Source organism: Lewinella sp. IMCC34191 (assembly GCF_003390935.1).
Taxonomy (GTDB): Bacteria; Bacteroidota; Bacteroidia; order Chitinophagales; family Saprospiraceae; genus Neolewinella.
In genome coordinates this window covers 1126972-1142102 of the sequence record NZ_QNQZ01000001.1, presented here as the reverse complement: position 1 = coordinate 1142102, position 15131 = coordinate 1126972, and the positions used below count along the sequence as shown (strand labels likewise).

The following is a 15131-nucleotide window of genomic DNA, read 5'->3' as shown; positions in this document are numbered from 1 at the left end:
CTCACGGCCGGACGAGGTTACTATGCCATGAAGATACGCGTTGGACGACCTAGCTGTCGAACGTGCGAAAACTAACGGCCAGCATGACATCCAAGGGCCAGCCGGTAGGCTTAACTTAATGGCGTTGGCGCGTTGTTCGCTGCATTTTATTTGAATTTATCGAGTAACCTTAAGAATCTTCGCATGTGATATGAAGAAATAGAATTTCCGGGTGCCGATTGAACTATTTTTTCAAATTCTATACGCAAGGACTTTAAAAATTCGAAAGCCTGCGGTTGTTCATCTAGTAAAATTCTTGGTTGAAAGCTATAAACCCTCGATAAATGCTCTATAAACTCATGCTTAAATAAATTTGAGGTATCAACAAATGAATTAGCAAATTCCTCTGCATTCCAATGGTTTAGGTAAAGAGGAAATGATTCTGAGGTGATTTTCATTTTAACCTCATCGATTTTGTTGGCTTTTATTTCGATTAGAGTCTGATTTGAAAGCTCCTTTAGGAGAATATCTCTTTTATATTGAAATGCGTTTATAACAGATTCGTATATAGATTTCACTGCTTCATGCGATGCGGACTGCGATGCTGCACTTAAATCAAACAATATCTGTCTGTCGTAATCTATGCTTTCGGCCAGTTTAATTTGTAACCCAATATGAAAGGATTGATCAACATCAACTTCATCACTTTTACTAACTCCAATTTCCTCAAAGTAAAGATAAAGCTGTCGCAAACTTGGATATCTTTGAATTTCATATTCTCCTTTAACTACAGCACCCAGGACATTTCTATATGCAGTATCAAAGTCATTATCTGACGTAGTTCTAAAGTTAATTAAATTGTTATAGTGCTTCTCTGCGTTGGATAGCAGCTCATTGCCTAAGCGGTTTCTCATCTTTGAATGATCATCTTCCAAGAGCTGCTCAGAAACCACCCCATTTATAATTAGGTAATAAACGTACTTTAAAAACACGTAGTCTTTTCTATCATCTAGCTCGTATTTTTTGTAATATTTGTGAACAAAACTATGTTGATTTGCTCCTTCTGTCACAGAAGTCTCTTCATTCACCGATTCAATTGGAGGAAGTCTTTGAAAAAATATGACTGTTTCGTTATCCAAGCCCCCATAGTTAACAAAATCTTCGGGCAATTCACCTCGTTTGTATTCTATACTTAAAGAAATTGTGTTATTTACGATACACCGTTTGTAGGAATCAAATTCATTTTGAAAATGAATTTTGAACGCTCTAAGTGCGACTGAAAGAAGGTGCAATGAAAATTTAATAGTACGTAAATTATCTTCCTTTGCTAGACCGATTATTTCAATAATCAAGTCATTTAAATCACTAGAGAATATCTCATCGGATTCAATGATACTTGCGATAACTTTTCCTTTTATAGAATTATCTAACGATTCTAACTTAAAAGTCTGATATATTATTTTTTCCTTTATGATTCCATAGTCTGAAGTATCATATTGGCCTTTATTCTTACCTATACGAGATTCGTCACAAACAATGAGGCACTTTACATAATTGTGTTCGACAAATTCTGAATTAATGTATCCTAAAACATCGGCTACCAAGACCGATGAAGATACTCGTTCCAAATCATCAAATACGATGAATGCGTTAGAAAACTCCATCAGGCTTGATAGATCAATTTTTTCCAAATTGACATTAAAAAGTCCGCTAGCAGCATTTAAAATTCCACCTATGGCCTTGAAGCCTCTACTGTGTTGAAGTTGGTAGAACGATAGTGCCAATCGCGTACTTATTTCATTAATTGATCTCACCCCGTGGAGGGAAACGTATATGACTTTATATTTTAAATCACTTTGTCCAGGTAGCGAAGTTGACTCAATAAGTTGCTTCAGGCCATTCTTTACAAAATATGTTTTTCCATTCCCCCACTCTCCATTGAGCATCAAAGCATAATCCGTATCACGTGTATTTAGAAACTCTTTAAGTAATTCCATGAATGTTTGTTAGTAGTTATGATTGCAGCGAACATACAGCTAAACGCATGTCGCATACCAACACCATAGGTACGACTATATGAACGTGTACAGAGCCACAGGTGCTGAATATACGACGCCAGCAAGTGTCGGGATACATACATAGACGTGTAGTCGGCATTGTACGTGTATACAACAACATGTGCATGTAAAGCGAATTCCATAACAAGGTTACCGAGAGCCGAACGCACCATATAACGGCTTCGCCCCCCATCCGTCGAAACAAAAGGGTAGGGGGCCTGGCGATCTGAACGCAGGGCGAACCCACCCGCCTAAAATAGCATACCGCAGGGAATATTGAGGCCACCTACTTCTTAAACATGAAGTACACGGCCAGCACCAGGCACCCGAAGGAGATCAGGTGGTTGAGCCGGAAGGTTTCCGTCTTGAAGACCAGCAAGGTGAAGATGGCAAACACCACCAGCGTAATCACCTCCTGCAATACCTTTAACTGGATCAGGGAAAAGGGACCGCCGTTGCCGCTGAACCCGATTTTATTGGCCGGTACCTGGAAGGCATATTCGAAGAGGGCAATGCCCCAGCTGAGCAGGACTACCGAGACCAGGCCCAGTTTACTGAACCACTTCCACTCGGCGAATTTCAGATGACCGTACCAGGCCACTACCATAAAGACGTTGCTGATCAGCAGCAAACCGATGGTCAAAAGGGATTTCATGAAGGCCTAAACAACATGATTTGCATTTTACCTGCGCTCCGCCGCGAAAAATTTGTGTACCTTTGCGGCTTCTTAAATCACGCGGGTGGTTGGGAGTCTACGCCGGGTGCTTGAAATCAGCAATATGTAGTAGGCCGTTTCGCCCGTTCAAATACCGGTGAAATGGAAAATTTCAATGAGACCTCGCTCAGCGCAGAGGTCAAACAGGCCGTAGCACAACTCGGCTTCACTACCCCCACTCCCGTTCAGGCGCAGACCATCCCCGCCATTCTCGATTCCGATCGCGACCTCATCGCCCTGGCGCGCACGGGTACGGGCAAGACCGCCGGCTTCGGCCTACCGGTCGTTCACGGGATCGATGAGGACCTGGATGCCGTGCAGGCTTTAATTCTTTGTCCTACCCGCGAGCTCTGTCTGCAGATCTCCCGCGACCTCACCGAGTTTGCCCGCTTCCGCAAGGGAGTGGACGTCGTCGCGGTGTACGGTGGCGCGAGTGCTGGCGACCAGATCCGGGCTATTCGGAATGGTGCCAAGATCGTTGTCGGCACCCCCGGTCGGACGCTGGATCTGATCAACCGCAAAAAGCTGGTTGTGGACCAACTGAAGCGCGTCGTGCTCGACGAGGCCGACGAGATGCTCAACATGGGCTTCCAGGAGGAGCTCAACGGCATCCTCGATGCTACCCCCAAGGAGAAGCAGACCTTGCTCTTCTCGGCCACCATGCCGAAGGAGGCCCGCAAGATCTCGACCGACTATATGAACGACCCGTACGAGATCAGCATCGATCACACGGACGCGGGTAACTCCAACATCAGCCACCTTTATTATAAGGTAAAGTCTTCCCACCGCTTTGGCCTGCTGAAGCTGCTCGTGGAACTACACCCCGACATGTATGCCGTCATCTTCTGCCGGACCCGCCGCGAGGTCGATGGGGTAGCCGAGGACCTTCGCTTCGCCGGACACGCCGCCGATGCCCTGCACGGGGATATGAGCCAGGCGCAACGCGACGACGTGATGAAGCGCTTCCGGAAGGGGCGCATCAAACTCCTCGTGGCCACCGATGTCGCCGCCCGCGGTCTGGACGTTTCCGACCTGACCCACGTCATCAATTATAACCTGCCCGATGCCCCCGAGGTCTACGTCCACCGCAGTGGCCGTACCGGACGCGCCGGAAAGGAAGGCATTGCTATCTCCATCGTCAGCGGCCGCGACCAGCGGAAACTGCGCGACATCGAACGCTACGGGAAGATCGAGTTCGAGGAAGCGCCCATCCCCACCCAGGAGGAAGTGTACCGCCAGCGGGCGCTCCGCTTCGTCGATTCGGTCAAGACGGCCGAGATGCAGGACAAGCAACTCTTCGCGCTCATGCCCGATATCGTGAAAGGCCTGAAGGACCTCGAACGCGACGATCTCATCCAGCAGTTTGTCGCCTTCAGCCTGGCCGACTTCAGCAAGCAGGTCGGTGCCAGCCGCAGCATTGAAGCGCCCAAAGACAATGACCGCGGGGAGAAACGCGAACGCAAGCGTCGCTCCAACGTCAGCTACACCCGCCTCTGCATGGCCGCCGGCCGCAAACAGGGCTATACCGTTCCCCAGGTCATCGGTATGATCAACCGCAACATCCCCGGTCGCAAGATCGACCTCGGCAAGATCGACCTCCAGAACAACCTCACCTTCATCGACGTCGACGAAACCGAAGCCAAGCGCGTCGTCGCCGCCATGGACGGTAAGAAGGACAAGGGCAACGACCTCCGCCTCAGCATCTACGACGGTGACGTTCCCGCAAGCGATTCCGGCCCCCGCAACAAGTACAAGGACTTCTCCAAGAGCGGCCCCGCCAACTTCAAAAAGGGCAAGAAGAAGCACCGCAAGGGACAGGGGAAATAAGGAGTCGTTGGCTTCGCCAACGGGGTAGTCGGGAGTCGATGACTGCGTCATCGGAGTAGTACGGTAGGCTGGCGCTGTATGCGTAGCTCAAGCCACCGCTGTGCAGTCGCCGAACGGCCCAAGCCACCGAAGGCAGGAGAACATCGTATCAGGAAAACCAGCTCACCCCCAAGGACCGGCCCTGGAAGGGACGCTACCCCAAGCGAGGTCTGCAGCGAGCCCGGCGAGCGAATGGCCTCGCGCAAACTTCAAAAAGGGCAAGAAGAAGCACCGCAAAGGGCAGGGGAAGTAAGGAGTCGTTGGCTTCGCCAACGGGGTAGTCGGGAGTCGGTGACCGCGTCATCGGAGTAGGACGGGAGGCTGGCGTGGGAGGCGTTGCCCAGGCTTCGGCCGTGCAAGCACCTTACGACCCAAGCCACCGAAGGCAGGAGAACATCGTATTAGGAAAAGGCAGCTCACCCCCAAAGGACCGGCCCTGGAAGGGACGCTACCCCAAGCGAGGTCTGCAGCGAGCCCGGCGAGCGAATGGCCTCGCGCCAACTTCAAAAAGGGCAAGAAGAAGCACCGCAAAGGACTGGGGAAGTAAGGAGTCGTTGGCTTCGCCAACGGGGTAGTCGGGAGTCGGTGACTGCGTCATCGGAGTTGTACGGTAGGCTGGGCTTATAGGCGTTGCCACAGCTGCGGCTGTGCAATCGCCGAACGGCACAAGCCCCCGAACGGAGGAGCAGATCGTATTAGGAAAAGGAAGCTCACCCCCAAGGCCCGGCCCTGGAAGGGACGCTACTCCCAGCGAGGTCTGCAGTTCGCCCGCGAACGGAGGGCCTCGCGCAAACCCAATCCAGCCAACAACCTATCCCTTCACCAAATCTCCCAAAACCAGATCCCCATCCAGCTTAACCGCCAGCCGCCGCAGCAACTTCAGCCACAGCACCGCCGTAATGTAGCAGTCCCCAAGTGCCGTATGCCGGTCGGATAAGGGGATACTGTAGCGTTTGGCCAGGGCGTCCAGACTGTAATCGTGGGGCGGCGTCCAGTAGCCGGCGGGGCGCAGGCGACGGGCCAGGTCGGCGGTGTCGATGACGGTGTTCCAGAGCGGTTCGGCGTCGTGGCGCTGCAGGCTCCGGTTGATCATCTCTACGTCGAAGTTGATGTGGTGACCGACGATCACATTACTGCCTACGTACTGGAGAAAGGACGCGAGCAGCGTGGGCTCGTCCATGTGGTGGTACCGGGTGGAGTTGGGGATGATACCGTGGATGCTGACCGAACCCGACGCATCGAAACCGGCGGGAACGGGTAAGTAGGCCTCGAATTTATCCGCCAGGGAGATGCTGTTGCCGGTTACCCGCAGCGCACCCAGACTGAGGATGCGGTCGCGGCGAACGTCCAGGCCGGTGGTTTCCGCATCGAGTACCACGATCGAGATTTCGTCCAGCGGCGTCGCCGGAGGGGGTAGGGGAGCGTAGCCTTCCCGGTAGGTCCGGTACCAGTCCGGCCAGGTATCCCGGGGAGCCGGGGACTTGCCGCCCGTAAGCTTTTGCCGGACGCGTGCTAACCAACCGTCTTCCATCAGCGGATATAATTGAGCTGGAACCGGATTTCCAAGAGTTGCTGGATCTCCTTGACGGGCGTAAAGCTGTTGCGTAGCAGCAGGCGGTGGATCTGGGAGAGCTCCGAGGGTTTGACAAAGCGGCCGTTGTCACCCCGCTTCAGGCCCAGTTCGGCCCGCAGCCGGGTGAGCACTTCGTGGGCCTTGGCGGCCTCGCGGTACAGTTCCGCGTTCTGCGGTTCCAGCTTGGCCAGGGCTTCGTAGCGCCGCAGTGTATTGTTGATGTTGCCCTGCTTGGCCTGGAGAATGAGCACCCGGGCCGCGTCGGTGAGGGGGCGCATGGCGCGGGACTTGAGATCGAAGAAGTCTTTATGCTCGCCGGAGCGTTCGACCACGAAGTTGCGGAAGAAGGTGAGCGGACTTGGATTCTGCAGTGCCGCACTGGCCAGGCTAGCCAGGAAGCGGGTATTCTTGAATTCCATCTCTCCGAAGATGTGCTGGGATAGCTTATCGGGCAGACTGCCGTCGCCCCAGACTCCGCGGTAATCGAAGAAAATGGAGGTATTGAGCATGTTTTCCGGAGTGGTTTCTATCATCCAGGTGGTGAACTGCTCTTTCCATTTGCTTACGCTGAGGCACCACTTGGGGTTACTGGCCATCATGTCGCCGTCGCAGTAGTCGAATCCGACCTCGTTGAGGTATTCGGTGACGTAATCCGACAGCTTAAGAAAATACCCCTTGACCGTATTATAGCGGTTGGCGGCTACATCCTCGAAGATGAGGGCGTTGTCCTGATCCGTGCGCAGTAGTTGCTCGCCACGCCCCTGGCTTCCGAGCGCCAGCCAGTCGAAGAGCGCCGGCGGATTACCGTGGCCCTCCGCCTGCATACTGGCCAGACCGAGTTTGATGCACTTGCGGATGATCTCGTCGTTGATCTGCGTCATCACGGCCGTGATGTACCCGATGGCCACCTCCTTTTCGATGTAGCTGGCGAGGAGCCGCTCGGCGCGATCCCGCAGTTCCCGTAGGTAGCCCGTCGTCCGAGCCCGGCTGATCTCCTGGATGATCACGGCCGGGCTGTTGCCCTGCAGCAGGAGCAGGTCGTGCTCGCTGACTACGCCGGTCACCGCGCTTTTATCGCTGCCATCTTCCGTCTGCACCAGGTGGTGGTAGCCGGAGCGGATCATTTCGATCTGTATTTCCGTGACCGTAGCCTTTCGCTCGATGCAGAGCACCGGACTGGACATGATAGTGAAAACCGGCGCTTTCCGGCTTACCATGCCCGTGGCCACGCTGCGCCGCAAGTCGCGGTCTGTTACGATGCCGATGGGCCAGCGCTCATCATTGACCACCACCACCGAACCGACATTCATTTCCGTCATCTGCTTAGCGGCGTCGATGATCGTCTCGTTGGCCCGGCAAACGACCGGCTCACGGGACTGATGGATCGACTGCAGCGCCGGCAGGTCGGGCGGCTCTTCCGGGGGTATGCGCTCCTGTCGGTGGGCCGCTCGGTACTCCAGCGCGTACCGGCTGCTTCCGGCCATACTGGTCGCCAGGTACTCCAGCACCCGAGGATACTCCTTAATCAGTTCCCGAAAGCCCTCGCTGTTGACCGCATAAAGCAAACTCTCTTCGGCCGCACGCGCCAGAAATATGTAGTTGTCATTGGCGAGCAGCGGACGGATACCGAAGATGTCCCGTTCCCCGCAGCGTTCGACCAGCAACTCGTTCCCCTCGGCGTCCTCGCTGAACAGTTCGATAGCCCCCTCCTTGACCACGAAAAAGCGATCCCGCGGTGGCTCTCCCGGCCGGAAAACTACCGTCCCCGGCGGCTGGTACCGTACTTCTACCCGTCCGGCAACCTGCAGCAGGGCCTCCTGCTCCAAATAACTGAAGGGCGCAATCTCCTTCAGGAAATCATACACGCGATAGCTCACCTGATTCGGCATGGCCGGAAGATAAGCGGTTTTACCGCTCTTACATCTTCCCCTTGGTCTAACCAACAAGCGACTGTTACCCCGTCTCATGGATAGGCTACCGGCCCTAATCCCCCCTCTCCCCCGGAGAGGGGTCGGGGGAGAGGCCGGAAACGCATCCCCTCCGATAAAAAGAACACCGCTCTCAGAACGACTATCGCCTAAGCGTTCCCGCCGCCAAAAAACATAGACAGATCCTATAAGTCACACCTAGCGTAATCCCCCCTCTCCCCCGGAGAGGGGTCGGGGGAGAGGGCGGAGAAGCATCACCTCCGATAAAAAGCCCCCCCTCTCAGAACGACTACCGCATAAGCGTTCCCGCCGCCAAAAAACAACGGCAGATCCTAAAAGCCACACCTAGTGTAATCCCCCCTCTCCCCCGGAGAGGAGTCGGGGGAGAGGCCGGAAACGCATCCCCTCCGATAAAAAGAACACCGCTCTCAGAACGACTATCGCATAAGCGTTCCCGCCGCCAAAAAACAACGGCAGATCCTAAAAGCCATACCGAGTTTAATCCCCCCTCTCCCCCGGAGAGGGGTCGGGGGAGAGGGCAACCCCCTTACTCATACCGCAGCGACTCGATCGGATCCAACGCCGCCGCCCGGAGCGCCGGATAAAGGCCCGAAAGCAGCCCTACGAATGTACAGATCACCAGGGCCAGCCCGATCCAGAGCCAGGGTACGATGAAGGCACCTCCCGCTAACAGGGCCACGACGTTGCCGGCGGCCACACCCAACAGAATGCCGAGAAAACCACCCAGCTGGCAGATCACCACCGCCTCGATCAGGAATTGAAGGAGGATATTACGCTTGGTTGCGCCCAGTGCTTTACGGACACCAATCTCGCGGGTGCGCTCCGTCACCGAAACAAGCATGATGTTCATCAAACCGATGGCGGCCCCCAGTAGCGTCATCAGGCCGATGCTCACCGCGGCCAGGCGAAGCGTAACCGTGTTCTCCTTGATGATGCTCACCAGATCGGAACTGTTTTCTACCTCAAAGTCGTTCTCCTGCCCGGCCCGTAATCCGCGTACCCGGCGTAGGGTAAGGGTGGCCTCGGCCATGGCGGCGTCGATGGCCGTTGGGTCACGAACGGCTACCAGGATATCGTAATTGGTCTGATTGGAAGCATAAAAGCGCTTGGCCGTTTGCAGGGGGATCAGGACGCGCTTGTCGTTACTCGTCATACTGGCCCCCTTACTCTTCAGCGTGCCAACCACGGTGTAGCGGGTACCGGCGGCGGTAATTTCCTGGCCGACGGCAAATGCGTCGTTCCCGTTAAAGAGATCCTCAACGAGGTCGTAGGCCAGGATAATAATGTTCCCGCCCTCGCGGGCCTCCCGGTCGGTGAAGTTGCGGCCGGCCTCGATTTCAAATCCCTTGCTGGTCAGGTAGTTAGGCGTAATTCCGTACATGCTGACGTTGGGATTGGTTTCCCGGTCCTCGAAAGTCACGGTGGTCGCGCCCCGGGCGGCGAAGCTGACGCTCACGTCGGCGGGGAAAGCGTAGCTCTCCGCGAAGTCCGTAGCCTGGGCGAAGGAAAAGGGTTCCGCGCGCTTGTCGGTCCGCCCGCCGCCGCTGGTCCGGGTGGTTTCCCGTTTGCGCTCGACTTCGAAGGTGTTGGCGCCGAGGCTCGACAGGTTGGACGAGAGAGAGTAGATCGCCGCGTCGATCGCCGTCAGAATGCCGACGAGCGCCATAATACCCACCGCGATGATGAGCGTAGTCAGCAGGGCGCGTAGCCAGTTGGCGGTAACGCTGCCCAGCGCCACGCGAATATTTTCCATAAAATCCATAGTGCCCAAATGTAACGGTCCGACCAGGAAGGGCGAATGTTTTTCGACGAACAACCAATTTGGGCTAGCTTTGTAATTAGAATATGATCGATCTACCCGTAGCACCCGCTCGTCCCGAACGTCAACGCAAGCCCGACTGGCTGCGCGTCAAGCTGCCCATCGGTCCCGATTACAAGCGGGTCCGTAAGCTGGTCGACGAATACCAACTGCACACCATCTGCCAGAGCGGCAACTGCCCCAATATGGGCGAGTGCTGGGGTGCCGGTACCGCCACCTTCATGATCCTCGGCAACGTCTGCACCCGCTCCTGCAGCTTCTGCGCCGTCAAGACCGGTCGGCCCACCGAGTACGACGAAGACGAACCCCGCCGCGTAGCCGAAGCCATCGATCTGATGCAGGTGAAGCACGCCGTGCTCACCTCCGTCAACCGCGACGAACTCAAAGACCGCGGCGCCGAAATCTGGTACCAGACCGTTCGCCAGATCAAGGAGCGCACCCCCCAGGTCACCATCGAAACCCTCATCCCCGACGTCCGCGGCAACTGGGATGCCCTCGACCGCATGATCGACGGCGGCCAGGAGGTGGTCAGCCACAATATGGAAACCGTCGAGGAACTCTACCGCAAGGTTCGCCCCCAGGGTCGCTATAAGCGCAGCCTCGAAGAACTCAAGCGCATCAAAGACGCCGGCAAGCGCACCAAAACCGGCTTTATGGTCGGTCTCGGCGAAACCGAAGACCAGGTGGAACGCATCCTGGACGACCTCGCCGAGTGCGGTGTCGACGTCGTCACCATCGGCCAGTACCTCCAGCCCACCGCCATGCACCTGGCCGTCGACAGCTTCGTAACCCCGGATACCTTCGCCCACTACAAAGCACTGGGCATGTCGAAGGGATTCGACTTTGTGGAAAGCGGTCCCCTGGTTCGCAGCAGCTACCACGCGGAGCGGCACCTGTAGCAATTAACTCTTTTTTATTTCGGGAAATCTGTAGTGATGAGCCCATTAATCGGTCCAGCACTCTCTGGCCGTAGGCCCATTCCCTAAAGGGGCTAAATCGTCCGCGTTCGCGGGCAATTAACGGCTTACGCATCAGCAGCACCAAGTACCAGCGGAGAGGTGCGCAGCTCCGCCAAAAATCCTTGTCAAATTCGTGCCCTAGCGCAGCGATCTGTGCAATCTGTGTTTCAAAAAAACCGAGCCGCCGGCGAGCCAAACCACCACCAACCGGCCGCCAGGCCATGCGTGCTAATTACTCATCCAAAATTTCCTCAATAATCCCATAGAGCCACTCCCAACCAAACCACCGTAAATTCGCCGCCCATGCGCCTACCCAGTCTCCGCAGCGACTTCACCACCCGCACCACCGTGCCCATCTACACCCTCGTGTGGCTGCGCATCGCGCTCGGTTTGCTGGGCGCCGGCGACATCCTGGGCAACGGCATCTACTACCACTGGATCCACGATAGCTTCTCCGGCTTCACCTTCCGCTACTATGGCTTCGAGTGGGTGCACCCGTTACCGGAACCGTTCCTGAGCATCTTCTTCATCGTGGGTTTCATGGCGGGCATAGCCGTGGCGGTGGGGTGGCGGTTCCGGATTACGGCCCCCTTTTTCGCTTTATGCTTTACCTATCTCTTCCTCCTCGAAAAGGCGCATTACCTGAATCATGCCTACCTCTTCACCTGGTTGGTATGGCTGCTGGTATTTACGCCGGCCTGGCGGGAATGGTCGCTGGACGTGCGGCGCGATCCGACGCAGTGGTCGCCCGTAGCGCCCCGGTGGAGCGTGTACATTTTCCCCCTGCTGATGGGGCTGGTTTACTTCTTCGGTGGCATCAATAAGATCAATTATGACTGGCTTGTCCGGGCTTCGCCGCTTCATTTGTGGTTGCAGGGCCGCAGCAATATGCCGATCCTCGGTCCGCTATTCGCCGAAAAAGCGACGGCCTACGTCATGGCCTGGGGCGGTATGCTTTTAGATCTGCTTTCTCCCTTCCTGTTGCTGCACCGACGGTGGCGTTGGGTAGCGTTGGGGCTTTTGCTCTTCTTCCACGCGACGAACCACCTGATTTTCAACATCGGCATTTTTCCGTACCTCTCCCTGGTGCTGACGAGCCTGTTCTTCGAGCCGGACTGGCCGCGCCAATTCGTCGTGTGGCTAGCTCGGCGGTCAAGTATGGTCGCCCGTTGGCGGGGGAAATGGCAGTCGCTTCTGGATCGGCCCGTCTCGCCCGATAAGCTTTATTACCCGCGCCCCGCCGCCCTCCTTTTATTGGTCGCGCTCCACGTCTTCCTGCCGCTCCGGAATTACCTCTTCCAGGGGGATGTGAACTGGACCGAAGAGGGACACCGCTACAGTTGGCGGATGATGCTGCGTTCCAAGCAGGGAACCGGGTACTACACGGTGGTCACGCCCGGCGGCGAACGGTACAACGTTACGCCAAGAGACATTCTCGATGCCCGGCAGTACCGTAAGATGGTGACCCACCCCGACATGATCCTGCAGTATGCCCACCACATCCGCGACCAGTACGCCGAGCCCGTAGCTGTGTACGGTCACTTTCGCGTGCGGCTGAACGGCCGGCAGCGTGGCCCCTTTATCGATCCGGAAGTCGATCTGTCCACCATCGAGTGGCGCTGGCTCTCCCGAAAGCCGTGGGTGCTCGACGAAGCGCTTACAGAGTAGACAGGTAGCGGTCTCCGCGGTCGCAGATGATGCACACGATGAGTCCTTCCTCCAGTTCCGCGGCGAGCTTAAGGGATGCCGCCGTTGCCCCGCCGCTGCTTACCCCGGCGAAGACACCGCACTCCCTGGCCAGGCGGTGCATCATAGCTACCGATTCTTCTTCGCTGACGTCGATCTTCTGGTCTACCTGGCTGGCGTCGTAGATGGCCGGCACGAACTCGGGCGACCAGCGCCGGATACCCGGGATGCTGCTGCCGTCCGTCGGTTGCACGCCGACGATCTGGATGCTTCCCGACTGCTCGTGGAGGTATTTACCGGTTCCGGTAATGGTTCCGGTGGTGCCCATACTACTCACGAAATGAGTGACTTGTCCGTCGGTGTCTCGCCATATTTCCGGGCCGGTGGTGCGGTAGTGGGCCTTCCAGTTGTCTTTGTTAGAGAACTGATTTAGCTGCACGTACTGGCCGCTGTCTTCCATCTCCTGCGCCAATTCACGGCTGTACTCGATGGTTCGGTCGGCGGGGGTCAGGATGACTTCCGCGCCGTAGGCCTTCATGGTTTTCACCCGTTCCTCGGTGCTGTTTTCCGGCATGATGAGGGTAACGGGCACGTGCAGCGCGGCGGCGATCATGGCGATAGCGATACCGGTGTTGCCGCTGGTGGCTTCCACGATGCGCTTACCGCCTTCGAGCCGACCGGCGGCCAGCGCGCCCTGCACCATACTAAAGGCGGCTCGATCCTTCACCGAGCCCCCCGGATTTTGCCCCTCCAGCTTGCCGTAGAGCTTGATACCGGGCCGGTCCACGAGCGGACTGAGGTCGACGAGTGGGGTGTTGCCGATGAGGTCGAAAAGGTGGTTCATAATGCGAAGTTGAGGTAGGGCAACAGCTTGTCCAGCGTTTCGGTGGAGACCGCCCGCACTTTTTTCAGGTCCTCGGCCGATCGGTAGGGCCCGTGGTTCTCTCGGTAGCGGACGATAATCGTAGCCGTCCGCCGCGGCAAATAAGGATGGGCAGCCAGGGTAGAGGCATCGGCTTGGTTGATGAACAGCGGACGGGTCACCGGACTAACTTCGAGGTAGGGGAGCATCGCCCGAAACGTGCTGTCCGGTAATCCGTACGTTTCACCCACCTGTTCGGTGGCCGCAAAGCCGCCCAGTCGCTCGCGGTAAGCCACGATACTTTTGGCCCGGTAGGCACCGATGCCGGGGAGTTGCTGCCAGTCCGTGGCCGATGCCCGATTGATGTCCACGCGGGACGGACTTTCCGCAGATTCCGGGCGGCGGGGCGCAGGTAAAGCGCTTTCTTCCGGCACGGGAAGGTTGATTAAATCCATCAGCCCTTGCACCTTACTACTGTCGAGAGCGCTCACCCGACGCAGGTCTTCCGGCTTACGAAAGGTTACCGGGCGATAGCTGCGGTATTTCACCAATGCGCGGGCTTCCCGTTCCGTGAGGCCGAGCAGCAGCAGGCTATCGTAGGGTAGGGTATTCGGATCGAAGGAGAATCGCTGGCTGGTTACTTCCGGGGCTTTCGCGTAGGTCTCCGGTACGGCTCGTGGTTGGGGAGCGATACGTGCCCATGAAATCAGCTTACGCGCTTGCTCGGGTCGCAAAACGCGGAGGCGGTTCAAATCCCGGGGCTGCCGAAACTTCACCTTTTCCCGGTACCGAACGAAGGCCGTCGCCTGTTTGGCGCTCAGGCCCAGTCGTTGGAGGTCGGCCTCGGTGACCGTATTCGGGTCGAAGGGGAAAGCTTCCTCCTTGGATATGTCGCTCACTTCATCCGTCGCCATGGCGGACCGCATCTTATCCGCGGCGGCAAACAGCTCGCTGTCGTCGGATAAGTAGGCGGGACGTGGCGGCCTGCTCAACCACTTCGACAGTCCGTAAGCACCGGCTATGAAGAGTAAAAGGGTCAGTAACCCCAATCGCTGCGAGCGGGTATAATGCCATGGAGTATTTTGCCGTGAATCCAAGGACTACCCTTAAAACACTTTCAGGTACTGGCAAAGAACACCACCCATCAGCGCGAGGGTGATCGTCCAGTAGCCAACGTGGATCAGGACGTAATTCCAGCGCCGCCTTTCAAACAGCGCATTAATGGCGAGGATCGGAGAGACAAATACTAATGCCGTCAGGCCGCCATGAAGTGCACCGTGCCCGAACGTCCGGTGCTTGGTGAGCAATCCGTATTGTTGGTCGAGCTCGGCCAGTTGCTGCATCAGGGCACTGTTTCCGTCGCCCCAGCCCGGTGCCTCCGATAACAGTCCGCCAATGGCCATTTGGTGAATGACGAAGGAGGATAACAGGACCGATAGCAGCACGCTGAACAGGTAGGCCATTCCATAGATGACCAGCATATTGCCGCGTTGCAATCGTTCGGCGTCCAGGCCGGTGGCGCGCATCCATAGTCCGCCGACCACGCGCTCATTGTAGTAGATTGCCCCGACGAAAAGGGGAATAAGCCCGACTACCGGGAACAACCACCAGTTCATATGTTACGCTTAAGGTGAATGAATGCACCGTGAATTTAAGGAAAACATCA

The 15131-nt window shown here is 56.4% G+C and carries 11 protein-coding genes; 3 read left to right on the top strand and 8 right to left on the bottom strand.

Translation table 11 applies throughout. The features are described 5' to 3' along the window. Nucleotides 1–146 precede the first annotated feature (146 nt). Nucleotides 147–1976 carry a P-loop NTPase fold protein gene (locus DRW39_RS04595; RefSeq protein WP_116105781.1) on the bottom strand — a complete coding sequence of 610 codons (1830 nt, stop codon included), beginning with the start codon at nucleotides 1974–1976 and terminating at the stop codon, nucleotides 147–149. A gap of 346 nt (nucleotides 1977–2322) precedes the next feature. Next, a complete protein-coding gene (locus tag DRW39_RS04590; RefSeq protein ID WP_116105780.1) occupies nucleotides 2323–2691 on the bottom strand; it encodes a DMT family protein in 369 nt (122 codons plus the stop codon). A gap of 162 nt (nucleotides 2692–2853) precedes the next feature. On the opposite strand from DRW39_RS04590, the gene DRW39_RS04585 reads away from it, so the two are divergent. Continuing rightward, nucleotides 2854–4578 (top strand): DEAD/DEAH box helicase, encoded by a 1725-nt coding sequence (locus DRW39_RS04585; protein WP_116105779.1) that lies wholly within the window; start codon nucleotides 2854–2856, stop codon nucleotides 4576–4578. A gap of 850 nt (nucleotides 4579–5428) precedes the next feature. On the opposite strand, the gene DRW39_RS04580 is transcribed toward DRW39_RS04585, so the two are convergent. From DRW39_RS04580 to DRW39_RS04570, 3 genes are all read right to left on the bottom strand, one after another. Continuing rightward, complete coding sequence (locus DRW39_RS04580) at nucleotides 5429–6148, bottom strand: PolC-type DNA polymerase III (protein ID WP_116105778.1); 720 nt, start codon at nucleotides 6146–6148, stop codon at nucleotides 5429–5431. Then, entirely contained in the window at nucleotides 6148–8079 is a 1932-nt protein-coding gene (locus DRW39_RS04575; protein WP_198664785.1) for a DUF294 nucleotidyltransferase-like domain-containing protein, read from the bottom strand. The genes DRW39_RS04580 and DRW39_RS04575 overlap by 1 nt, the downstream gene beginning before the upstream one ends. A gap of 586 nt (nucleotides 8080–8665) precedes the next feature. Continuing rightward, nucleotides 8666–9901 carry an ABC transporter permease gene (locus tag DRW39_RS04570; RefSeq protein ID WP_116105776.1) on the bottom strand — a complete coding sequence of 412 codons (1236 nt, stop codon included), beginning with the start codon at nucleotides 9899–9901 and terminating at the stop codon, nucleotides 8666–8668. Nucleotides 9902–9984: 83 nt separating this feature from the next. Here DRW39_RS04570 and lipA point away from each other — a divergent pair, with 83 nt between their 5' ends. Together lipA and DRW39_RS04560 are read left to right on the top strand one after the other, a co-directional pair. Then, complete coding sequence (gene lipA, locus DRW39_RS04565; RefSeq protein ID WP_116105775.1) at nucleotides 9985–10857, top strand: lipoyl synthase; 873 nt, start codon at nucleotides 9985–9987, stop codon at nucleotides 10855–10857. 363 nt (nucleotides 10858–11220) lie between these two features. Next, nucleotides 11221–12585: an HTTM domain-containing protein gene (locus DRW39_RS04560; RefSeq protein ID WP_116105774.1), complete on the top strand. Its 1365-nt coding sequence runs from the start codon at nucleotides 11221–11223 to the stop codon at nucleotides 12583–12585. Here the strand turns inward: DRW39_RS04560 and cysM are convergent. The 3 genes from cysM to DRW39_RS04545 are packed head-to-tail and all read right to left on the bottom strand — an operon-like array spanning nucleotide 12575 to nucleotide 15081. Next, a complete protein-coding gene (gene cysM / locus DRW39_RS04555) occupies nucleotides 12575–13447 on the bottom strand; it encodes a cysteine synthase CysM (RefSeq protein WP_116105773.1) in 873 nt (290 codons plus the stop codon). The genes DRW39_RS04560 and cysM overlap by 11 nt on opposite strands. Beyond that, nucleotides 13444–14514, bottom strand: a complete 1071-nt coding sequence (locus DRW39_RS04550) for a ComEA family DNA-binding protein (RefSeq protein ID WP_116105772.1) — start codon at nucleotides 14512–14514, stop codon at nucleotides 13444–13446. Before DRW39_RS04550 ends, cysM begins: the two co-directional genes overlap by 4 nt. A 57-nt stretch (nucleotides 14515–14571) precedes the next feature. After that, on the bottom strand, nucleotides 14572–15081 hold the full coding sequence (locus tag DRW39_RS04545; RefSeq protein ID WP_116105771.1) for a DUF1761 domain-containing protein: 510 nt from the start codon (nucleotides 15079–15081) through the stop codon (nucleotides 14572–14574). Nucleotides 15082–15131 lie beyond the last annotated feature (50 nt).

Bases quoted from the DNA above. Each gene is read 5' to 3' on its own strand.
- DRW39_RS04590 (WP_116105780.1), bottom strand. From the start codon at position 2,691: ATGAAATCCCTTTTGACCATCGGTTTGCTGCTGATCAGCAACGTCTTT.
- DRW39_RS04575 (WP_198664785.1), bottom strand. From the start codon at position 8,079: ATGCCGAATCAGGTGAGCTATCGCGTGTATGATTTCCTGAAGGAGATT.
- DRW39_RS04585 (WP_116105779.1), top strand. From the start codon at position 2,854: ATGGAAAATTTCAATGAGACCTCGCTCAGCGCAGAGGTCAAACAGGCC.
- DRW39_RS04570 (WP_116105776.1), bottom strand. From the start codon at position 9,901: ATGGATTTTATGGAAAATATTCGCGTGGCGCTGGGCAGCGTTACCGCC.
- DRW39_RS04580 (WP_116105778.1), bottom strand. From the start codon at position 6,148: ATGGAAGACGGTTGGTTAGCACGCGTCCGGCAAAAGCTTACGGGCGGC.
- DRW39_RS04560 (WP_116105774.1), top strand. From the start codon at position 11,221: ATGCGCCTACCCAGTCTCCGCAGCGACTTCACCACCCGCACCACCGTG.
- cysM (WP_116105773.1), bottom strand. From the start codon at position 13,447: ATGAACCACCTTTTCGACCTCATCGGCAACACCCCACTCGTCGACCTC.
- lipA (WP_116105775.1), top strand. From the start codon at position 9,985: ATGATCGATCTACCCGTAGCACCCGCTCGTCCCGAACGTCAACGCAAG.
- DRW39_RS04595 (WP_116105781.1), bottom strand. From the start codon at position 1,976: ATGGAATTACTTAAAGAGTTTCTAAATACACGTGATACGGATTATGCT.
- DRW39_RS04545 (WP_116105771.1), bottom strand. From the start codon at position 15,081: ATGAACTGGTGGTTGTTCCCGGTAGTCGGGCTTATTCCCCTTTTCGTC.